This window comes from Campylobacter sp. RKI_CA19_01122, from assembly GCF_025771325.1.
GTDB lineage: Bacteria > Campylobacterota > Campylobacteria > Campylobacterales > Campylobacteraceae > Campylobacter_D > Campylobacter_D lari_D.
This window is the reverse complement of sequence record NZ_JAKMPZ010000006.1, coordinates 20,874-43,123: the sequence shown is the minus strand read 5'-3', so window position 1 is coordinate 43,123 and position 22,250 is coordinate 20,874. Positions and strand designations below refer to the sequence as shown.

Here is a 22,250-nt window from a genome sequence, read left to right as displayed (position 1 = left end):
TTAATCCTTATTTTTTTCTAATGAAGCAATTACAGCATGCGCAGCAACAGCTACGCCTGTTACACAAAGCACACCTATACCAATTTTATCTGAAATACTATCAGCACCCAAGCCATAAACAGTATCAAATAATCTTCCTGCCATCACTTCTTCAAAAGGTCCCATAGTATCCCAAAAATCAGGTTCAGAACAGCCTATACAACCATGTCCTGCTTGGATTGGCCATGAAGTATGTTGATTAAATCTCTCTCTTGAGCAATTATTAAAAGTATAAGGGCCTTTACAACCTACTTTATAAAGACAATATCCTTTTTTTGCTCCCTCATCACCAAATTGTTGCACAAATTCACCCGCATCAAAGCGTCCTCTTCTTTCACAAAGATCATGAATTCTTAACCCATAAGCCCATTTTGGCCTATTGTAGGCATCAAGTGCTGGCAATGTTTGATACAATATGTAATGAATCACATTACCTATAATATTTTTTTCACTTGGAGGACAACCTGGTACATTAATAACTGTTTTATTTGTTACTTTACTTAAGCTTACAGCATTGCTTGGATTAGGTCTAGCAGCTTGGATACCACCAAAAGCCGAACAAGTACCTATAGCAAAAATAGCTAAAGCATCATTACAGGCTTGTTCTGCTAATTGTCTTCCTGTTTTTCCATGTGGTCCTATAGTTAAAAAGTTTTCTGTAGCACCTGTTGGTATACCACCTTCTACCATTAAGATATATCTACCTTTGTATTTTTCCATAGCAGCTTCAAGATTATGTTCAGCTTGCCAACCTGCAGCACCCATTATAGTTTCATGATATTCTAAAGAAATATGATCAAAAATCAAACTATCAATGGTAGGAGCATCACTTCTTAACAAACTTTCAGAACATCCTGTACATTCAGCCATATGAAGCCAAATCACTGGAAGTCTATCACTGAGCTCAGCAGCTCTTGCAACTACTGGAGTAAAGCTAGCAGGTAATGCTAAAAATGCAGTCATAGCACTAGCCCATTTCATAAAATCTCTTCTTGAAAAACCTGATTGCTCTAAGGCTTTAGAGATAGAAATCTCATTTTTCAAAAGAGGAAGTTTTTCTAATGCGTCTAAACGGCGATTAAAAATATCTAAATCACTCATTTGTTGTTCCTTAAATTATAGAAATATCATTAAAGATTTTAAAATATTTATTGTTAAGAATAGATAAAAAATGATAATTTTTTAATCAAATATACGAAGTATTTACAATTTAGTATTATTAAGATAATTTTACTCTAAATAAGCAAGTATTACACTTGCTTATTGTTTAACAATGATGATTTCATCATCTTTAGAATCTATAATAATCTCATCGTTTTCATGTAATTGATCAGATAATATCATATCACTTAATTTATCTTCTACCATATCATACAAAGCTCTTTTTAATGGTCTTGCGCCAAAATCCACATCAAAACCAACTTTTGCTATTAAACTAGCAGCATTATCACTCAAGCTTGCTTTAATACCCCTATTTTCAAGACTTTTTTGCAAGGTATTAAAAAGTAATTTAACTATTTTTTTAGCTTCACTTTCTCCCAAAGGGTTAAAAGTGATAATATCATCTAAACGATTTAAAAACTCCGGTCTAAAAAAGTTTCTAAGAGCTTCTTTAATAGCTTTTTCTTTTTCTTCGCCCTTTAACTCCATAATAAAATTTGCACCTATATTAGAAGTTAAGATAATGATAGTATTAGTAAAATCGACCGTTACGCCTTTACTATCTGTAGCCCTACCATCATCTAAAATTCCCAAAAGTATATTAAATACATCTTTATGGGCTTTTTCTACTTCATCAAATAAAATCACACTATAAGGCTTTCTTCTAACAGCTTCAGTTAATTCCCCACCTTCTTCATGCCCTATATATCCTGGAGGTGCACCTAAAAGTCTTGATACACTGTGTTTTTCCATAAATTCACTCATATCAAAACGCACCATAGCTTTTTCATCATCAAATAAAAATTTAGCCAAAGCCTTCGCACTTTCTGTTTTACCTACTCCAGTTGGCCCTAAAAATAAAAAGCTTCCTATAGGCTTAGTTGCTTGATTTAACCCTGCTTTGTTACGCTTAATAGCTTTAGCTAAAGCACTCAAAGCCTCATCTTGCCCTATGACGCTTTCTTGTAAATACTCTTGAATATGTAAATATTTTTGTTTTTCAGAAGTGAGCATTTTTTGCACACTAATGCCTGTCCATTTACTTAAAATACCAGCTACTAAATCCTCATCTACTTGATTTTTAAGCAAAACTCCTTCTTGGGTCATTTGTTTCCATTTTTCTTCTAAATTTAAAACCTCTTTTTCACACTCTAAAATTTTGCCATATTCTATTTCAGCAGCCTTTTGGAAATCTCCTTTATTTTTAGCCAAAATAGCTTCATTTTTTAAAGTATCGATTTCTTTTTTCTTTGCACTTATGCCATTAAATACTGCTTTTTCATTTTCAAATTTAGCATTAAGTTTGATTTGCTCTTCTTTTAAATTTGCTAATTCTTTTTTAATCTCTTCTAATCTTTTTTCATTAGCTTCATTTTCTTCCATTTTTAAAGCTTCATTTTCTACTTCCAAACTTTCAATTTGCTTTCTAACCTTTCTTAAAGAATTTGGCTCACTTTCTATTTGCATTTTTAATTCCGCTGCAGCCTCATCAATTAAATCAATCGCTTTATCAGGTAAAAATCTATTAGCTATATAACGCTTAGATAGCTTTGCAGCTGCCACTAAAGCACTATCATTGATAGTTACATTATGATGAATTTCTAATTTTTCTTTTATACCTCTAAGCATAGCCAAAGCTTCATTTACACTAGGTTCAGCTACATTTACAGGCTGAAATCTTCTTTGTAAAGCTGCATCTTTTTCAAAATATTTTCTATATTCTTTTAAGGTTGTAGCACCTATAGTATGAAGCTCACCTCTTGCTAAAGCAGGTTTTAAAATATTTGCTGCATCCATGCTCCCTTCATTTGCACCTGCACCTACAATGGTGTGAATTTCATCTATAAATAAAATTACATTCTTATGTTTTATTACTTCATTTACAACAGCTTTTAATCTATCTTCAAATTCACCTCTATATTTTGCTCCTGCTATTAAAGCACTCATATCTAAAGCTATAACTTTTTTATTTTGCAACGAAGTAGGAACATCTTTTTTTACTATCCTTTGTGCTAAAGCTTCCACCACAGCAGTTTTTCCTACCCCTGGCTCACCTAATAAAATAGGATTATTTTTAGTTTTTCTGATTAAAATTTGCATTAATCTTTGAATTTCTTCTTCCCTACCTATAACAGGATCAAGCTCATTGTTTTTAGCTTTCATAGTCAAATCAATACCAAATTTAGACAAAGAATCAAGTGTTTCATCACTTGTTTTGGTTTCTATTTTAGCTCCTGCTCTAATAAATTCCAATTCTTTTTTAAACTCATTTAAATCTACAAATTTAGACAAAAGTTCTTTAATAACCCCGCTAGCACTTTCTGAAACAAGCCACATATCCACAGCTAAATAACTATCTTTATTTTCTAAAGCCAAGCCTTTTGCTTTTTCTAAAGAATTAATAAATTCATTTGAAAATTTAATATTGTCTTTATTTACATTTGAGCTAGTAGGAAAAGATGAAATTTTACTTTTTACTTCTAACTCAAATGCCTCTTTAGAAACATTTAATTTATTAAAAACTTGATTAAGCAAACTAGAGCTATCAACACTTAAAGCCCATAATAAATGCAAAGGTTTTATTTCACTATTCTTAGAATGAATGGCCAAAGAAATTGCACTTTCTATATTTGAAAGCATAGAATCTGTTAAAAAATCTTGTATATTTGCCATTTTTACTCCTTTTTACTTTTATATGAAGTGTATTATATAACTTTAGTCTATTATTGTCAAGTTTATTTAGTTATATTTATAAATAATTTTTTATATATACACACTAATATCATAAAAATATTTACTTTATTTACGATTTTTTAAGCAAAAATAACTAAAATTAGATAATTATTTTATGAATTCATATTTATTTTGGAGTTTTTCCTTTGAAGACAAAAAGAAATCTTATTATCGCAGCTAGCATTTGTAGTTTAATAACCGCTTCTTTTATTTTTACTAACTTGCAAGCTAAAAATCCCGCTCCTAGCGAAGCAGAAAAGAAAATAGAAGCTTTATCTAAACTTACAAGAACTATGTCTATCATAGAACAATATTATGTTGATGATGTTAATTATACAGATTTGGTTGATAAATCCATAGCAGGTTTGCTTACAAATTTAGATGCCCACTCTTCCTTCTTAGATGAAAAAGGTTATAAAGAACTTAAAGAACAAACTAATGGGGAATTTGGTGGACTTGGCTTTACTATTACCCAAAAAGATGGAGCAATTAGTGTTGTAGCTCCTATAGAAGGAAGTCCAGCGGATAAAGCAGGTATTAAAACTGATGATATTATCTTAAGAATTAATAACGAATCAACTTTAGGTATGACTTTAAATGAAGCTGTTTCTAAAATGCGTGGAGAGCCTAAAACAAAGGTTACTCTAACTATTTATAGAAAAGGCGATGCAAAGCCATTTGATGTAAATTTAAAAAGAGATATCATAAAAGTAGATAGTGTTTATACAAAATTAATTGAAAATGAAAATTTACTTTATTTAAGAGTGACTAATTTTGATAAAAATGTTGTAGATGAAGCTAGTAAAGCAATCAAAAAACATTCTAATACAAAAGGAATTATACTAGATCTTAGAACCAATCCAGGCGGTATTTTAAATCAAGCAGTTGGTTTAGTAAATCTTTTTGTAGATAAAGGAGTAATCGTTTCACAAAAAGGTAAAATTGAAAGCGAGAATGTAGAATTTAAAGCAAATCCTAGTAAAAAAATCACCAATGCACCTTTAGTAGTGCTTGTAAATGGTGGCAGTGCAAGTGCGAGCGAGATTGTAAGTGGGGCTTTGCAGGATTTTAAACGCGCTATTATCATAGGAGAAAAAACCTTTGGAAAAGGTAGTGTGCAACTTATATTACCTATGGATGAAAAAGGTAAAGAAGGCTTGAGACTTACTATAGCAAAATATTATTTACCAAGTGGTAGAACTATACAAGCTGTTGGAGTTAATCCTGATATAGAAGTATTTCCAGGAAAAGTAAGTAAAGAAGAAAATCACGGCTTTGAAATCAAAGAAAGTGATCTTAAAAAACACTTACAAGCTGAACTAGATAAAATCGGACATCAAGAAAAGAAAAAAGACAACAAAGAAGATAAAAATATCATTACCAAAGAACAAATTAATAATGACATACAACTAAAAACCGCAATAGATGCAATTAAAATTTTAAACATTACAAAAGGAGAGTAAAATGGCTATGAAATTAGATCTTTTATATGAAGGAAAAGGTAAAAAAATGTTTAAAACTGATGATGAGAATTTACTCATCACAGAATTTAAAGATGATTTAACAGCTTTTAATGCAGAAAAAAAGGGTAATGAAGCAGGAAAAGGTGCATTAAATTGTAAAATTAGTACTGAAATTTTTCATCTCTTAGAAAAAGAAGGCATTAAAACCCATCTAGTAGAAACCATCAGCGAAAAAGAACAAATTGTTAAAAAATGTAATATTATACCCATTGAAGTTATTACTAGAAATGTAGCTACAGGATCTTTAACAAAAAGATTAGGCATTAAAGAAGGCACGATTTTACCTTTTGCTGTAGTTGAGTTTTGTTATAAAAATGATGATTTAGGTGATCCTATCATCAATGATGAGCATTGTTTGATTTTAAATCTAGTAAAAAGTGAAAAAGATTTAGAATTAATCAAAAATACCGCAAGACATATCAATTCTATTCTAGTAAAATTCTTTGAATCTAAAGGCTTAAGATTGATTGACTTTAAATTAGAATTTGGTATTGATAATGAAGGAAATATGATCTTAGCTGATGAAATTAGTCCTGATAGCTGTAGATTTTGGGATAGCAAAACTAATGAAAAATTAGACAAAGATCGCTTTAGACAAGACTTAGGTAATGTAAAAATGGCTTACGAAGAAGTCTTAAAAAGAATTTTAAGTTAGGAAAAATAATGAAAGTAACTATAAATATCACACTCAAAAATGGGGTTTTAGATCCTCAAGGCAAAGCCATAGAAAAGGCTTTGCATTCTTTGGATTTTAATAATATTGCAAATGTTAAAACCTCAAAACAAATTAGTTTTGATATAGCTTGTGATGATGAAGAAGAAGCTTTTAAACAAGTTGATTTAATGTGTAAAGAATTACTTGCAAATACTGTGATAGAAGATTATGAGATAATATTATGAAAGTAGCTATTATTCGTTTTCCTGGAACTAATTGTGAGTTTGATACAGCTTATGCCTTTGAAAAATTAGGGGTAAAAACTGAAATCATTTGGCATGAAAGACAAGATTTTAGTGCAGATTTAATCGTATTACCTGGAGGTTTTTCTTATGGAGATTATTTAAGATGTGCTGCTATTGCAAAACTTGCTCCTGCTATAAAAACACTTAAAGAGCATGTTCAAAAAGGTGGATATGTTCTAGGTATATGCAACGGCTTTCAAATTTTATTAGAACTTGGACTTTTAAAAGGAGCTATGAAACATAACAATAGTTTAAGTTTTATTTCTAAGATGCAAGCATTGCAAGTAGTATCAAATAATAATGCTTTTTTGAAAAATTTTCAAAAAAATGATATCATAGAATTACCTATTGCCCATGGAGAAGGAAATTATTTTAATAGCGAAGATGGTATTAAAATGCTAGAAGATAAAGATATGATCTTACTAAGATATATCAACAATCCAAATGGGTCTTTAAGTGATATAGCAGGAATTTGCGATGAAAATAAAAAAGTCTTTGGATTAATGCCACATCCTGAAAGAATGTGCGATGATATTCTTGGATCAAAAGTAGGACTTAAAATGTTTGAAGGATTTTTAAATTGCTAAAAACCTTCAAATTTTTTTGTCTTTTTTTACTAACTTTTAACTTATATGCTCAAGAAAATAGTGTTTTTGAAGATTATAACACTTTAGAAAAAAATTACAATCAATTAGATGATCAAGCTAAGCAAATTTATCAAACCATCGCTCCAAGTGATGAGAGTAATTATGAAAGTAAAATCGATGATGAAAATTTCATCCCTCAAGGTTCTTTAGTATTAAACGCAAAAGAATACACTGATGAAGCTTTCATAGATGAAGCTTTTGCTATAGATCTTGAGGTTATTACCACAACTAATGTGAGTTTTGATTTAAATGTGAGTTTTGAAAAAAGTGATGATATGCTTTGGATCAATCCTAATCCTATTTGGGAACAAAAGGCTAATTCATATCATACAAAATTATGGTTTGAAGCTAAAAGTTTAAATGCTAGTTTAAACAAAATCATCGTTTCATTAAGCAGAAATGATCATATTTTTCAAAGCTCATCATTAATTATAAAGCCCATTAAACTTAAAAAAATCGATGCTCCTTCTAATAAATACTCACATATAGTTGCAAGCAATTTGGAAGTTAAACAAGTAAAAGCGAGTAGTTTTGATAATGATAATATAATTTTATTTATAGAACTTGCAGGAGAAAACACAAATCTAGCAAGTTTTAACATAAAAGATATCCAAAAACAAGGTGTAGAGGCTATTAAAGGCAATTTTGAAAAACAAAGTGGATTTTATTATGCTATTTTAGATAAAAGTAAAACGCGTTTTGATTTTTCTTACTTTAATTTAAATTCTAAAGAATTAAAAGATTTTTCCTTAAAAATAGAACTTAAAGAAGATAGTATAAGTACACAAAGTGATTTAAATCCAAAAACTAATGATTTTAATTTTTACAAACAAGTTTTTTTATGGAGCTTGTGCGGTATTTTCGCTTTATGGTTTGTATTTAAAAAAAGCTACACAGCTTTAGGTTTGGCAATTTTGGCTCTAATAGCAAGTTTTTTAGCTCAAAATAACATATATAAAGCTATATTAAAAGCTGAAAGTAAAGTGCAAATTTTACCAACTCTAAACTCAACTCATTTTTATTCTGGGAAATATAAACAAGAAGTAGAAGTGTTAGATTCAAGAGATGAATACAGAAAAATTTTATTTAATAATGGAAAAATAGGCTGGGTGAAAAGTGAAGATTTATCAAAGATTTAAAGCTTTAATATTTTGGGTAGAATTTATTTTATCTATTATATTTTTATGTATTGCCTTTTTATTATTGCAATCACAAGAAAAAATTTGGAAAATCAGAAAAGTATGGTCAAAACTGCAAAAATATGTAATAAACTATAAAATTCAAACCCAAGGTTCTATACACCCTCAAGCTAATTTGCTTTTAATCAATCATCAAAGCTTGCTAGATATAGTTGTTTTGGAAGATTTATGCCCAAAAAATATATCTTGGATAGCTAAAAAAGAACTAGGCGAACTCCCTGTTTTTAAAACTTTGATTAAAAAACCAAAAATTATTTGTATAGATAGAAGTCCAAAAGGCCTAGTAAAGCTTTTAAAAGAAGCCAAAGAAAGATTAAATGAGGATAGAATTTTAGCCATTTTTCCAGAAGGCACAAGATCTAAAACACAAAAACTTTTAAAATTTAAAGTCGGAGCTAAAATTTTAAGTGAAAAACTTAAGTTAAAAGTCCAGCCTGTGGTAATTGTTGATTCAGCTAAAATTTTAGACACCCAAAATTTTAGCGCAAATAGTGGTGTTTTAAAAGTGGTATTTCTAGATCTTGTTGATACAAGTAAAGATGATTGGCTTGAGCAAACTAGAGAAAAAATGCAAATAATCTTAGATAGCGAAAGGTCACAAGCTTGATTGGTATGATCTTAGCCGTAGGTTTTGGAGGCTTTTTAGGGGCCATATCCAGAATGCTTACTAGCAACTTTTTTAATAAAATCATTCCTCATAACTTTCCTTATGGGACATTAATGGTCAATATAATAGGATCATTTTTAATAGGTTTATTTTTTTCTTATGCAAATTCTAAAGGTGTGCATATTTTTACTAAAAATTTAATTAGCACTGGTTTTTTGGGTGCCTTTACAACTTTTTCAACTTTTTCTTATGAAAATTTGTTATTTTTGTAAAATGGTGATTATTTTCACTTTTTTATAAATATTATTTTAAATGTTATCCTTTGTCTTTTGGCAGTATGGATTGGTTTTTTAATTTTTAAATAAAGGAGATATAAATGCAATTTCAAACTGAAGTTAATCAACTTTTACAACTTATGATTCATTCTTTGTATTCTAACAAAGAAATTTTTTTAAGAGAGCTTATTTCTAATGCAAGTGATGCACTTGATAAACTTAGTTATTTAAGCGTGAGTGATGATGCTTATAAAAATTTAAAATTTGAGCCAAAAATTCAAATTAATTTCAATCAAGAAGCAAAAACCTTAACTATAAGTGATAATGGTATAGGTATGAATAAAGACGATTTAATCAATCATCTTGGAACCATTGCTAAAAGTGGTACAAAAAGCTTTTTAGAAAACTTAAGTGGTGATGCCAAAAAAGACTCTCAACTTATAGGACAATTTGGTGTAGGCTTTTACTCTGCTTTTATGGTAGCTTCTAAAATAGAAGTTTTAAGCAAAAAAGCATTAGATGATAAAGCTTATCTTTGGACTTCTGATGCTAGTGGCTATGAAATAGAAGATGCAAATAAAGATGAACAAGGCACTTGCATAACCTTGCATTTAAAAGATGAAGAGTTTTTAAACTCATACCGCATTGAAAGCATAGTAGAAAAATATTCAAATCATATACAATTTCCTATTTTCATGGAAAAAGAAGAATATTTACCACTAGAAGAAGGCGAAAAAGAACCTAAAAAAGAATTAAAAAACACTCAAATTAATACAGCAAGTGCCTTATGGAGACAAAATAAAGCAAGTTTAAAAGCTGAGGATTATGAAAGATTTTATGAACAAAACTTCCATGATTCAAACAAACCTATGCTTTATATCCACACAAAAGCCGAAGGTTCTATAGAGTACAATTCTTTATTCTTTATACCTGCGCAAGCTCCATTTGATCTTTATAGAGTAGATTATAAAAGTGGTTTAAAACTTTATGTTAAAAGAGTTTTTATAAGTGATGATGATAAAGAATTATTACCAACTTATCTAAGATTTGTGCGTGGGATTATTGATGTAGAAGATTTACCGCTTAATGTTAGTCGTGAAATCTTACAAGAAAATAAAATCTTAAAAAGCGTTCAAGAAGCAAGTGTTAAAAAAATCCTAGCTGAACTTAAAAAATTCAAAGAGAAAGATAAAGAAAATTATCTTAAATTCCATGAAAATTTTGGAAAAGTTTTAAAAGAAGGTTTATATGGTTTTGGCGAAAATAAAGACGCTATAGCTAAGCTTTTATACTTTAAAAACTCAAACAAAGAAGAATTAATTGATCTTGAAGAGTATAAACAAAACCTAGCTGAAGGTCAAAATGAAATTTTTTATATCAGTGGAAAAAATGAAAAACTTTTAAGAAATTCTCCGCTTCTTGAAAGCTATAAACAAAAAAATATCAATGTTTTATTACTTGATGAGGAAATTGACACCATAGTTATGCCTATGATGAATGAATTTGAAGGTTTAAAATTTAGCGCTATTAACCATCTAGCTAGCGAAGAAACAAGCGAAGAACAAAAGGCTGAATTTGCAAGCTTACTCATCAAAATAAAAGAAGTTTTAAAAGATGAAGTTGAAGAGGTAAAACTTAGCCAAAGACTTTCAAATAGTCCAAGTTGTATTGTTTATGATCAAAATAAACCTGATTTTGCTATGCAACAAATTCTTAAACAAATGGGGCAAGAACAGCAAGTTAAACCTATACTTGAAATCAATCCTAATCATGAAATTTTAAAAGCCTTAAAAGAAAATGATACTTTAGCTAATGAAATGGCACATATTCTTTTAAATATGGCTAAACTTAGCGAAGGTATGGGTATAGATAACCCTAGTGAATTTAACAATGCCTTAAGCAAAATCGTTTCTAAGGCTTTAGAAAAATGAAAAATATAGCTATTTCTAAAGATATTTTGCATGAATTTTGCATTATAGATGTAAGAACTCCTAGCGAATGGAAAAGCGGGGTTATAAAAGAAGCTGTACTCATCGCACTTTGCGATGATAATGGCTTTATGAATGAAAATTTCATCCAAGAGTTTAAAGAAAAAGTAGATTATCAAAATAAAAACATAGCCTTTGTATGTGCTACAGGCTCAAGAAGCAAACATACTGCTGTGATGATAGAAGATGCTCTAGGTATAGAATGTACTAATTTAGATGGTGGCATGGTAGCGCTTTTATCACAAGGTTATGAAGCAACAAAAGAAGGTTGATTATGAAAAAAATATTTTTATCTTTAATGCTTTGTACTAGTTTTGTTTTAGCAGAAGTTAAAAATATCGATATTAACGCAGGAATTTTAGAAAATTATCAAGTAATTGATGTTAGAAAACCTAGTGAATGGGTACAAACTGGTACTATAAAAAATGCCATTAAAATTAGCTTTTACAATGAAGATGGCAGTATAAATAAAAATTTCGTCGAGGAAATTAAAAAGATTTCAAGTAAAAAACCTATCGCTATAGTTTGCAGAAGTGGAGCAAGAAGTGCTAAGGCTTCTGCTTTACTAGATCAAAATGGCATAGAAGTTGCTAATTTAAAAGGTGGTATGAATGCACTTTTATCGCAAGGTTATGAAACCTCAAAATAAGTCTAACCAGACTTATTTTTTCTTTGGTCTAAACACAGAAATTACTTCTTCATTATTTTCAATATAAGCTCCACCTATCAAATCTACGCAATAAGGAATAGCAGGAAATATAGGTTCAATACATTCTCTTATAGCTTTTGGATTACCCGGTAAGTTAATAATTAATGATTTTCCTTTTATACCTGCACTTTGTCTTGAAAGTATAGCCGTTGGTACATATTCTAAGCTTTTTGCACGCATTAACTCCCCAAAACCTGGAAGCATTTTATCACACACTGCTTGCGTTGCCTCTGGTGTCACATCACGCAAAGCAGGTCCTGTACCCCCTGTGGTAAAAATCAAATCACATTTTACTTCATCTGCCAAATAAGCTAATTTTTCTATGATTAAATCATACTCATCAGGAATTAGCTCATAATAAAAGCTTTTTTCATTTTTTATATAAGAATCTAAAATTTTTTCTATCTCTACTCCGGATTTATCCTCATAAACTCCGCTACTTGCTCTATCTGAAAGTACTAAAATTCCTATTTTTACCATTTTCACTCCATTATGATTTTTTCTATATCTTGTTTTTCTATTTTTTCATTTTCTAAAAGAATGCTAGCTAATCTCACTACTTTTTCTTTCATTAATTCTAAAAATTCTTTCACTTCTTGCTTTTGCTCTTGTAATAAACCCTCATTTGCCATAGCGAAAGTTTCCATAAAAACGAGCAATTCTTTAACCTTTAAAAGATCACTTTGTGCATTAGTGTAACTTTCATTAAAAATAAGCTCCATAGCAACTGAACCTGCTAAAAAAACTTTTATTTTATTTAATAATTCTGATTTTGATTTGATAGTATTTTCATATTCTTTAAACCTATCTTCAATTAGAGTAATTTTTTCAAATTTAACATCAAAATAAAAAGCACACAAGGCTTTAGCTGCTTGATATGTGGCTTGAATTTTTCTTTCCTTGTCGCTTAGAGAAAAAATCTTTTTTTTACCCATTAAAACTTTATTAAGCACTGCAAAAAAATCATTTTCTTCTATTAAATCTGATTTTCTTCTTATAGCATTAATAGCCGCTTCATTAACTAAAGTCTCTAAAGCTGCTCCGCTAAAACCCACACTAGCTTTTGCAATTTTTTCTAAATCTACGCTAGATTTTTTTTCTTTCATATAATTTTGCAAAATATGCATTCTATCTTTAAAATCAGGCAAAGATATAAAAATTCTTCTATCAAAACGCCCTGATCTTAATAACGCATTATCCATAAGATCGATTTTATTTGTAGCAGCCATCACTATAACACCACTATTATCTTCAAATCCATCCATTTGAGTTAAAAGTTGATTTAGCGTATTATCTCTTTCTACATTGGAAAAATCCCCTCTACTTTTACCAACTGCGTCAATTTCATCTATAAAAATAATACTTGGAGCTTTTGATTTAGCTTTTAAAAAAAGCTCTCTAACTCTTTTTGCACCCATACCTACATAAATTTCTACAAAACTAGCCCCACTTTGATAAAAAAATGGCACCCCAGCTTCACCTGCTACTGCTTTTGCTATCAAGGTTTTACCTACTCCAGGAGGGCCTACTAGTAAAACGCCTTTTGGCATTTTCACGCCAAAATCTTTATATTTTTGAGGATTTTTTAAAAAATCAACGATTTCCAAAAGCTCCACCTTAGCCTCATCAACCCCTGCTACATCTTTAAATTTAACTTCACTTACTACATCTTGTATGGTGTTATTTTGTTCATTTTTTTCTAAAATATTTTTTTCTAAAGAAAGTAAATTTTGCCTATCTTTGTTTTTTTTATTAAGAAAGAGTAAAAAGCTTATGAGAAAAGCAAGTAAAATAAATATCAAAAAAAACTCACTCAAATCATAATCTTTAGCATATTCTAAAGGAATTTTTTGCCACAAAGCATTTAAATCCACTACATCTTTAGCGATTAAAAAATTTCCTTCTTTGCTTTTTAATAATATTTCATTATTTTCTACTATGGCTTTTTGGATTAAATTTTGCTCTAAAAGCTCTTCATAAGCAGCCTTGCTAATATAATCTGGTTGATTTTTTAAAAATGCAATCAATATAAAAACACAAAGCAATAAAAATGAAGCTAAGATAATCTTTTTATTTTTCATCCTCTAACCTTACATAGTTACAATCTTCTTTGCATTCATATTTTTCAATACTTATCCATTGTTTAGCAATATCTTCTTTGCTTGTAATTTTGATTTTATTAAAAAATTGATCATAGCCTTCATAAAAACCATCTTTTTTACTCTCGACTAAAATTTCTAAAATATTTTTTTGGTTTTTTCTAAACTCATAATTATTTTGTGCGACTATATCTTTTAAAATATTTAATCTTTCTTTGGCTATATCACCATTAATTCGCTCACTCATAGAAGCAGAATGCGTTCCATCGCGTGGCGAGAAAATAAAAGCATGAATATGTGTGAGTTTAAATTGTTTGAAATTTTCTAAAGCTTCTTGCCATATCAACTCACTTTCTCCAGGATGTGCTACGATAAAGTCTGTTCCTAAAGCAAAACCTTTTTGATTTAACTCATTAAACAATGCTAAATCATTTTGCGTATGTGATCTTCTACGCATAATGCGTAGCATTTTTTCATGAGTGTGCTGTAGGGCAATATGTAAATGCTTTTCAAGCCAAGGTTCATCTAAAATTTCCTTAAAACTCTCATCAATTTGAGCAGGCTCTAAACTCCCAAGTCTTACTCTTTTTATACCATTAATCTTGCCTATTTCTTGCAGTAATTTTCCAAGTGTAGTTTTATCTTTTAAACCATAACTTCCTATATTAGTACCCGTTAAAACTACTTCACTATAACCATTTTGAGCCAAAAGTTTGATTTGTTTTATTATTTCCTCGCTTGGCATGCTTCTTGATTTACCTCTAACACTTGGGATTATGCAATAACTACAAGCAAAGTCACATCCTTCTTGAATTTTTACAAAAGCTTTAGTGTGATTTTCATAATTACTTACGATTTTTGTATCGATAAAGCGTAAATTTCCAAGCTCATAAAAGGCTTTATCCTGTGAGATTAACTCGTTAATTTTATCTTTATTAGAAGCTCCTAAAACTCCAAAAATTTCTTTTTTATTAAAAAAATCCTTTCCCTTGCTTACAGCACCACAGCCTGTAAGTATAACCTTAACTCCATTTTTTTTTACACTATTAATATAACTTCTAAGCCCACTATCAGCACCATTTGTAACCGTGCAAGAATTTATCACTATCACATCAGCTTCTTGTTCATTTTGTGTGACAATATGATCTTTAATATAAGTTTTTAATAATTGCGTATCATAAATATTAGTTCTACAACCAAAAGTTTTAAAATATACCTTTTTTTTCAAATATCTTCCTTATTTTCTATAAATTCATGTTTTGCCATATATAAATTTTGCGATGGATAGGCTATTTTTATATCATCATGTTTATTAAATTCATTGATAATTTCTTTACTTATATTACTTCTTAAAACCAAGGCCGCATAAGAATTTGTCATATACCAAGCAGAAATTCTCATACCATAACCTTCTAAAAATGTAAAAAACCTAGGTTCTACTTTAGGATTTCTAATGCTGTATTCATTTCTTAATTTATTCATGGATTCTTTTGCAATTTTTGTATAGCCTTTGGAAGCTTTTATAACGATTTCTTCTACTATATCTAAGGCTTTTTGATGATTTGAATCAAAAGTTAAAGTAATATCAAGTCCATCCCAAATTGTTTTCATCCCATGATGAGTATAATTTGATATAAGATTGGTAAAAATAAAATTATTTGGTATGAAAATTATCCTACCACTTCTTCGATTATCTGTATAAGTTAGTAAAGATATATCTTCATACAAAGTTATTCTTAGAAACGAAATATCAATTATATCGCCGATATAATGTGTATTGTTTTGAAAAACTCTCACCCTATCGCCCACTCTAAAACTTCCACCAAAAACTATCACACACCAACCAAGCATAGACATAAACATATCTTTCATAGCAATAGCCAAACCAGCAGAAGCAAAACCAAGCACAGTAACTAAATAGCTAATATTTTCAATATATCCAAAAAGCAAGATTAAAACAATTACATTGATATTAATAAAATTAATGATTTTATTTGCTGTATAAAAGCGATCATTATCACCTATATATTTTCTAGCTATAAATTTGAGTAAAAATGCTATGGCTACAACTATAACAATAGCCAAAACTATATTGAAAGCTCTTACACCCTGAATTTTAATTGAAGCTGTCGTTTTTTCAATCTCTTCTTGAATTTTTTTCTCATACACAGAATAAGAAATTTCTCCAAAACGCAGAGTTTGTGAAAAATCTCTAACCATTTGATTGGATATTTTTAAATATTCATCATGCTCTTTATTAGAAGATAATTTAGCTATTTCAGCTACTAAAACATTTTCTTTTATAAGCTCATCTAAAGTTTGCTTAAAACTATTTAAAAGATTGACATATTCTTCTTTGTCGCGTCTTAATTTTTTTATATGTGAGTATGCTGAAATAATAGCTAAAGGATTAGTTAGCTTATCTATTTTATCAACTTCTTCAGGTGCCAAAACCATCTTAGAAAAATTTGCACTTTTATACTCACTTAAAAGCTCTAATCTTTCTTTTAAAATTAAAATTTGTCTTTCTATAATGCTTTTATTGCGTTCATTAGCTTTTAAACTTTCTTTTTCTAAAGCCAAAATTTCATCTTGAGTTTTTCTGTAAATGTTAAAATTATTATATTTAATTATCCAAGTATTATATGCTAAATTATTATGCAATTCATTTAATTTTTGCTCTAAATGCTCTATATCATCTTGCGCTAAAAGTAATGTAAAGGGTAAGAGTAAAATCAATATAATTTTTTTCATGCAAACACCTCTAAAGTGTGTAAAATATCTTCTTTAGATATATCATTTTTTATACAAGCTTTTCCTAAACCACAAACTAAAACAAAATTAATCTTTTGAAAATGTGTTTTTTTATCTAAGAAAAAGGCATTATAAAACTCTTCTATATTTGAAATTTTATAAGATATGGGTAATTTAAATTTCACAAGCAATTTTTCTACTCTTTGGCATTCTTGCTCGCTTAATAACCTCAAATTTAAAGCTAGAATATTTGCCATGTTCATACCTATAGCCACGGCTTCACCATGTAAGTACTTTTTATATCCTGTTTGATTTTCTATAACATGAGCAAAAGTATGCCCATAGTTTAAAAGCATTCTTAAGCCACTTTCTTTTTCATCTTGTGAAACCACATTAGCTTTAAGTTCTATACTTTTTTGGATGATTTGAGCTAAAATAATATCATCTAATTTAACATTAAAAATTTTATCCTCGTCCAAATTTTCCAAAAAAGATAAAATTGCTTCATCAAAAACCACAGCCATTTTAATAAATTCAGCCATACCTGCAGCTAGCTCTCTTGAAGGTAAAGTTTTTAAAAACTCACTCTCACAATACACTGCTTTTGGCTGATAAAAAGTGCCTATTAAGTTTTTACCAAATTTATTATTCACTCCGGTTTTACCACCCACACTTGCATCCACGCAAGCTAGTAAAGTTGTAGGGATATTGATAAATTCTATCCCTCTTTGATATATACTTGCTACAAAACCACCCATATCAGAGATCACCCCACCACCAAAGCTTATGAGTAAGCTTTTTCTATCTAGCTTATAAGTACACATTTGATCTAAGATATATTCTATAGTTTGTAAATTTTTATACTCTTCGCCATCTTTGATTTTTATAACAAAAAGTTCTTTAGCATGAATTTTTTTCAAAAGTGTATCCAAATGTAGTTTTGCAACTAATTCATTAGTTAAAATCACTACTTTAGTATTAAAATTTAATTTTTCTAACTCATTTATATAGACATTATAACTTGTATTTTTATCTAAATTTACCTTAACTTGCATTCTTTTCTCACAATGATGGTATAAACAATTGATAATTTTTATTCATCTTATAATATATCGTATTTAAATCCGTTTTTAAAATTTTATTGAAATTGTTTCCTAAAATTTTTTCATTAAATGGTACAAAATGCAATATATTTTGTTTGTAAGAAAATTTATTGATAGGATTATGTTCTTTTTCTTCTATCAAAAGTAATTTTTCATCATGAAGTTTTGAAAGGCTTTCAAAATACTGATGATATTCAAAAATTTCGGCTTTATTTAATTTTAAAGCATAGTAATACAAGGCAAGGCCTAGTTGAATTTGCTTGTTAAAATCAAGCATAATAGAAGCAATACCCTCTACATCTTCAAAATTTGAACTTAAAACTACAGAAGATTTTAAATCTGCAAAATCCCCTTTACCTGCTTTTAACACAGGAAGTTTTAAAGTAAAAAGAAAACTTTTTTCTTTTTCAAAAAGATAATCCTCCACCACTAGCAAACCTATACTAGTATTTTCCACAAAAGGTTTAATGTTTTTTATATTTGTGCTTTCAAAGTCAAATATCACTTCAGTGCTATTTTTATGCAAGGATTTAAGTTTATAATACATAGGAGTTAAAGTAGGATTAATCACCTTAAAATAAAGTTTTTTGCTATTGATTCTTACATGCAAAAGCAAGCTTGCAAAAATAAGCTTTTCTATAGCAAACTCACTCATTTTTTTCATATCTATAATACAAAGTATATTATCTCCAAAAGGCGATGGAAAGCGTCCTAAGCTTGTTTTAACATTAGTAAAAACACTTTGCAAAACTTTAGGATCACCTACGATTAAAATGCTATCATTTGGCATTAAAATAAGCCCAGGTCTTGCCAGAATAAATTCATTATTTCTATAAACCATTACGATTTTAAAGCGTTTTTGGCTAATAGAGCTTATGTGTCTATAAGCAAAGCTTGACCCTGCAGGAATTTTAACCTCCATAATCTCACCTTGTCCAAGCCCTATAAATTGTGCCATTGAAGGCATATTATCCAAACAACCTGTCAATCTTGTACTTAAAGTATCATAAATATTAATTACTTCACAAAAATTATCATCAATTTGGCTATTCCACAAATCCATAATAACTATATTTAATCTTGGGTGTAATTTTCTTAAATTTTTATAGCAAGCTAATGTATCTGCTTCTTCTTGCATATAAATAATAGCTTGATGAAAATTTTCTTTTAATAAATTTTCTAGCTTAATCAAACTCGTAGGATCAAATTTAAAAAAAGAAATTTGTTCATTCTCTAAGTCTAAGTCTACGCTATCATCATTATAGTACACAACACTCAAAAACTCTTTGAAGGTTTTGTTATTATAAATTTTCTTTAAAAAATCTTTCGCAAAAGGTCCATCAGCTAGTAATAAAATCTTATTCATTCACACCTCTAAAATATAAAGCATAATTATAGCAAAGTTATAGTTTATATTTTAAAGTTTTTGTTTTTTCAAAATATATTCCACTACTTAATATATCTTTTAAATTAACAAAAATTATTATTTTTCATTCAGTAAAAATCTTAATGATGGATACTTATTTAGCTTATAAAAGGATTTTAAAGTTAAAGAGATATAATAAATATTCCTCACATGTCAATTAAAATCTACTTAAAAAAACTGTATAATATATTTTTTGGATAAAATTATCACAAATTTAGAAATAATTTAACATCTTAAAACTAAAATATATCAACAAGAAAAAGTTCATTTTGTCTAAAACTACTTTAAAGATTTAAAAATAAAAATTATATCATTTAAATAAAACAATTTTTATAAAAAACAATATTTAAAGACAAAATAAAAATAAAACTTACAAGAATCAACTATTTAAGTGAAATAAAAATATCAAAAAGAGAGAAATTTTTGTAAAATAATGCTATTGATATACAAATAGTAATTGCAATAAAAAATTTATTATTTATAAATTTTAATAAATTTAACAAAAAATAGTTTAGCGGACGGTAGTTTATGTTGCTTCAAACTATAAATTCTACTACAACATACCTCGGAAAAAGATAATGAATTAATAAACTACTATGTTAGATATACTATTTAACTTAAAAATCAACTAGATAACTTTCTATGTATTTGATTTTAATTTCAACTTTTTTGAGCATTTGCTGCACTTATTAAGATATATTTAAATAATTTATTTTCATATGTAAATCATAATTCACTTTATGGATAATACCAATACAATCACATGTATACTCAAATATTTCTTCGCTTTTTATCATCTCGTTTTGTTTTGATAAATTTTGATTAGATGAATTTTGAACATAATCTCTTATTTTCATATCATGTATACTAAAATGATTAAAAAACCATGATGATACTATATTATAAAGTTCATTTTTAAGTTCATTAGTACTACAACACTCATATAATAGACTTTTCATAGATTTTACAATATTTTTATGCATTATTATATGCTCATCTAAATATGGATATTTAATTTCTCTCATATATTCCTCTTCATCATCAAAATGATTTTTCATATATGAAAATAACTCCATTAATACTTTTTTTAATTCTGTTTTATAAATATGTCTATTTGAAAGTCTAAAAACTTCTAAAGTTAAAGCAAAAAATCTCTGATGCTGTAAATCTATTTTTTCATTGCCTAAACAATATTCATCACTCCAAGAGGGAAAATTACTTACCATATACCCCCGCCGATTAAATCAATCGAATATTTTACTGACAAATTTTACAATCATACTTAGCACCATTAAAAATTTTAAGATGCATATTATGTGAAATTTTATATTTTTTATTTAAGCATCCACAAGTATTCTTTTTTTCTTAAAATTAGCATATTTTATATCTTCCTCTAAAATATACTTAATGATATTATTATCTATAAAATCACTAAATTTTGTTTTAAATTCATTTATGTTTGATGTGTTTTTAACCAAAGAAGCTAATGAAGACATAATTTTTATGCTCTTTTATATGTATATCGGTATATGGGTAAGCAATCCTTTTCATATATTTTTCTTCATATTTTGCATGATCTTTAAGTTATTTTAAAAATTCAATCGAAAGCATTCTAACTTCATTAATACTTGCATGATTATTTTTTATAAAATAAATTTCTTTAGCTAAATAAAATAAGCTTTTATGTTGTATATCAATAATACTATTCCAAACGGTATATTTTTGAGTCCATATTTTCATATATAATATTCCTTATTTTGTAGTATATATAATAGTATTATCCATAAAATAAATATTAATATATATATAATTATTTAATAAAAAATTTATTTAAAAAACAACTTAGCAAACTAGCAATAATTATAAAAATAATATAAATATAAAAATACTCCTTATATACAAAATTAACAATAAAAGGGGTTATAAAACCCAAAATCGCATAAGAAATATTATAAGCAAAAGAAAGACCACTCGATCTTAACTCTGTGGTAAAAATTTGAGTCATAAAAATAGGAGCAAAAGCTATAATACCTTGTGCAAAACAAGCAAGCAAATAAAATAACAAAAACCACTCATTATAAAAGCTAAAACTAATGCCAAAAATTCCAAAAAGTAAAGTGAAAATCAAACAAATTTTAAAATATCCTAAAAAATCTGCTAAATATCCTTGCGCTAAACTTCCTAGTATGATCATCACTATGGCCAAATTTTGATATAACAAAGCAGTAGTTTTACTAACTCCTAATAAGCTTTCAAAATATTGTGGCAGTATCATTAAAGTAGCCACCCCACTTGTTAAAACCACAGTAAGTAAAGCGCATATTAACATACTTTTTTTATGTGTTTTTAAAGCCTGCAAAAGTGGGAAATTTAAAATTTTTTCTTTTGCTTTTATATTTTTAAAAGCTGGTGTTTCATTCAATTTCGTGCGTAAAAATAAAGCCAATATACCAAAAAATCCTCCTATAAAAAAAGGAATTCTCCAAGCAAAGCTTTCTACTTCTTCTTTATCAAAATACGCATATATAGTCAAAGTCGCTAAATTTCCAAGCAATAAACCTAAAGTCAAAGTCGCTGAAATAAAACCAAGTGCCAAACCAAGTCTTTTTTTACTCACAAATTCACTCACAAAAATCCAAGCACCGCTAACTTCAGCTCCTATAGCTAATCCTTGGGCTATCCTAATAACAAAAAGCATAAAAGTAGCCAAAAGCCCTATGCTTTCATAAGTAGGTAAAAAGGCCAAAATAAAACTTGGTACAACCATTAAAAGCATGCTAATATAAAAAACATTCTTACGCCCTTTTATATCTGCAAAATGCGCTAAAACAACAGCACCAAAAGGTCTGGCTAAATACCCTGCCCCAAAGGCTACATAAGTATAGATTAATGGCCAAAAATCATCATTTTGAGGAAAGAAAATTTTTGCAAAAACACTTGCAAAGAAGATAAATAAAACAAAATCATAAAATTCTAAAATACCACCTAAGGAAGCATAGATGGTATTTTTAAAAGCTTTTTGCATTA

21 protein-coding genes and 1 pseudogene are annotated in these 22,250 nt (G+C 28.4%); 10 read left to right on the top strand and 12 right to left on the bottom strand.

Features of this window, described 5'->3' with window-relative positions:
• Both L8U37_RS04490 and L8U37_RS04485 read right to left on the bottom strand, forming a co-directional pair.
• Entirely contained in the window at nucleotides 1–1,140 is a 1,140-nt protein-coding gene (locus L8U37_RS04490; RefSeq protein ID WP_133318935.1) for a hydrogenase small subunit, read from the bottom strand.
• A 159-nt stretch (nucleotides 1,141–1,299) separates the two neighbouring features.
• On the bottom strand, nucleotides 1,300–3,873 hold the full coding sequence (locus L8U37_RS04485) for an ATP-dependent Clp protease ATP-binding subunit (RefSeq protein WP_263728698.1): 2,574 nt from the start codon (nucleotides 3,871–3,873) through the stop codon (nucleotides 1,300–1,302).
• Between the two features lie 206 nt (nucleotides 3,874–4,079).
• Between L8U37_RS04485 and L8U37_RS04480 the strand changes: the two genes are divergently transcribed.
• The 10 genes and pseudogenes from L8U37_RS04480 to L8U37_RS04435 all read left to right on the top strand — a co-directional run bounded on the left by L8U37_RS04480 (nucleotide 4,080) and on the right by L8U37_RS04435 (nucleotide 11,781).
• Nucleotides 4,080–5,396, top strand: a complete 1,317-nt coding sequence (locus L8U37_RS04480) for a S41 family peptidase (protein WP_318529479.1) — start codon at nucleotides 4,080–4,082, stop codon at nucleotides 5,394–5,396.
• Between the two features lie 7 nt (nucleotides 5,397–5,403).
• Complete coding sequence (gene purC, locus L8U37_RS04475; RefSeq protein ID WP_133318981.1) at nucleotides 5,404–6,111, top strand: phosphoribosylaminoimidazolesuccinocarboxamide synthase; 708 nt, start codon at nucleotides 5,404–5,406, stop codon at nucleotides 6,109–6,111.
• 8 nt (nucleotides 6,112–6,119) lie between these two features.
• Nucleotides 6,120–6,356 carry a phosphoribosylformylglycinamidine synthase subunit PurS gene (purS, locus tag L8U37_RS04470; protein WP_263660312.1) on the top strand — a complete coding sequence of 79 codons (237 nt, stop codon included), beginning with the start codon at nucleotides 6,120–6,122 and terminating at the stop codon, nucleotides 6,354–6,356.
• Complete coding sequence (gene purQ, locus L8U37_RS04465) at nucleotides 6,353–7,003, top strand: phosphoribosylformylglycinamidine synthase subunit PurQ (protein ID WP_263660311.1); 651 nt, start codon at nucleotides 6,353–6,355, stop codon at nucleotides 7,001–7,003. The genes purS and purQ overlap by 4 nt, the downstream gene beginning before the upstream one ends.
• Nucleotides 6,997–8,202 carry a hypothetical protein gene (locus L8U37_RS04460; RefSeq protein WP_263728697.1) on the top strand — a complete coding sequence of 402 codons (1,206 nt, stop codon included), beginning with the start codon at nucleotides 6,997–6,999 and terminating at the stop codon, nucleotides 8,200–8,202. Before purQ ends, L8U37_RS04460 begins: the two co-directional genes overlap by 7 nt.
• Nucleotides 8,180–8,869, top strand: coding sequence for a lysophospholipid acyltransferase family protein (locus tag L8U37_RS04455; RefSeq protein WP_263728696.1), 690 nt, complete (start codon nucleotides 8,180–8,182; stop codon nucleotides 8,867–8,869). The genes L8U37_RS04460 and L8U37_RS04455 overlap by 23 nt, the downstream gene beginning before the upstream one ends.
• A gap of 5 nt (nucleotides 8,870–8,874) precedes the next feature.
• Nucleotides 8,875–9,234: pseudogene (gene crcB, locus L8U37_RS04450) on the top strand (fluoride efflux transporter CrcB).
• Between the two features lie 11 nt (nucleotides 9,235–9,245).
• Complete coding sequence (gene htpG, locus L8U37_RS04445) at nucleotides 9,246–11,075, top strand: molecular chaperone HtpG (RefSeq protein ID WP_263665743.1); 1,830 nt, start codon at nucleotides 9,246–9,248, stop codon at nucleotides 11,073–11,075.
• Complete coding sequence (locus L8U37_RS04440; RefSeq protein WP_263666565.1) at nucleotides 11,072–11,404, top strand: rhodanese-like domain-containing protein; 333 nt, start codon at nucleotides 11,072–11,074, stop codon at nucleotides 11,402–11,404. The genes htpG and L8U37_RS04440 overlap by 4 nt, the downstream gene beginning before the upstream one ends.
• A 2-nt stretch (nucleotides 11,405–11,406) precedes the next feature.
• Nucleotides 11,407–11,781 carry a rhodanese-like domain-containing protein gene (locus L8U37_RS04435; RefSeq protein WP_263728695.1) on the top strand — a complete coding sequence of 125 codons (375 nt, stop codon included), beginning with the start codon at nucleotides 11,407–11,409 and terminating at the stop codon, nucleotides 11,779–11,781.
• Between the two features lie 12 nt (nucleotides 11,782–11,793).
• Here the strand turns inward: L8U37_RS04435 and mog are convergent, their stop codons facing one another.
• The 10 genes from mog to L8U37_RS04385 all read right to left on the bottom strand — a co-directional run bounded on the left by mog (nucleotide 11,794) and on the right by L8U37_RS04385 (nucleotide 22,248).
• On the bottom strand, nucleotides 11,794–12,321 hold the full coding sequence (gene mog / locus L8U37_RS04430) for a molybdopterin adenylyltransferase (protein WP_039618174.1): 528 nt from the start codon (nucleotides 12,319–12,321) through the stop codon (nucleotides 11,794–11,796).
• A gap of 2 nt (nucleotides 12,322–12,323) precedes the next feature.
• Complete coding sequence (locus tag L8U37_RS04425) at nucleotides 12,324–13,922, bottom strand: AAA family ATPase (protein ID WP_220566232.1); 1,599 nt, start codon at nucleotides 13,920–13,922, stop codon at nucleotides 12,324–12,326.
• Nucleotides 13,912–15,168, bottom strand: coding sequence for a tRNA (N(6)-L-threonylcarbamoyladenosine(37)-C(2))-methylthiotransferase MtaB (mtaB, locus tag L8U37_RS04420; protein ID WP_263661332.1), 1,257 nt, complete (start codon nucleotides 15,166–15,168; stop codon nucleotides 13,912–13,914). Before mtaB ends, L8U37_RS04425 begins: the two co-directional genes overlap by 11 nt.
• Nucleotides 15,165–16,694, bottom strand: coding sequence for a mechanosensitive ion channel family protein (locus tag L8U37_RS04415; RefSeq protein WP_263659670.1), 1,530 nt, complete (start codon nucleotides 16,692–16,694; stop codon nucleotides 15,165–15,167). Before L8U37_RS04415 ends, mtaB begins: the two co-directional genes overlap by 4 nt.
• The gene (aroB, locus tag L8U37_RS04410; protein ID WP_263728694.1) at nucleotides 16,691–17,749 is read right to left on the bottom strand and encodes a 3-dehydroquinate synthase; all 1,059 of its coding nucleotides are present in this window, start codon (nucleotides 17,747–17,749) and stop codon (nucleotides 16,691–16,693) included. The genes L8U37_RS04415 and aroB overlap by 4 nt, the downstream gene beginning before the upstream one ends.
• Nucleotides 17,750–17,756: 7 nt before the next feature.
• Entirely contained in the window at nucleotides 17,757–19,163 is a 1,407-nt protein-coding gene (locus L8U37_RS04405) for a COG3400 family protein (protein ID WP_263728693.1), read from the bottom strand.
• A 749-nt stretch (nucleotides 19,164–19,912) separates the two neighbouring features.
• On the bottom strand, nucleotides 19,913–20,449 hold the full coding sequence (locus L8U37_RS04400) for a bacteriohemerythrin (RefSeq protein ID WP_263728692.1): 537 nt from the start codon (nucleotides 20,447–20,449) through the stop codon (nucleotides 19,913–19,915).
• A 111-nt stretch (nucleotides 20,450–20,560) separates the two neighbouring features.
• Nucleotides 20,561–20,719, bottom strand: a complete 159-nt coding sequence (locus tag L8U37_RS04395) for a hypothetical protein (RefSeq protein ID WP_263728691.1) — start codon at nucleotides 20,717–20,719, stop codon at nucleotides 20,561–20,563.
• Between the two features lie 88 nt (nucleotides 20,720–20,807).
• Nucleotides 20,808–20,963 carry a hypothetical protein gene (locus L8U37_RS04390; RefSeq protein WP_263659625.1) on the bottom strand — a complete coding sequence of 52 codons (156 nt, stop codon included), beginning with the start codon at nucleotides 20,961–20,963 and terminating at the stop codon, nucleotides 20,808–20,810.
• 70 nt (nucleotides 20,964–21,033) lie between these two features.
• Nucleotides 21,034–22,248, bottom strand: coding sequence for an MFS transporter (locus tag L8U37_RS04385; RefSeq protein WP_263728690.1), 1,215 nt, complete (start codon nucleotides 22,246–22,248; stop codon nucleotides 21,034–21,036).
• Nucleotides 22,249–22,250 lie beyond the last annotated feature (2 nt).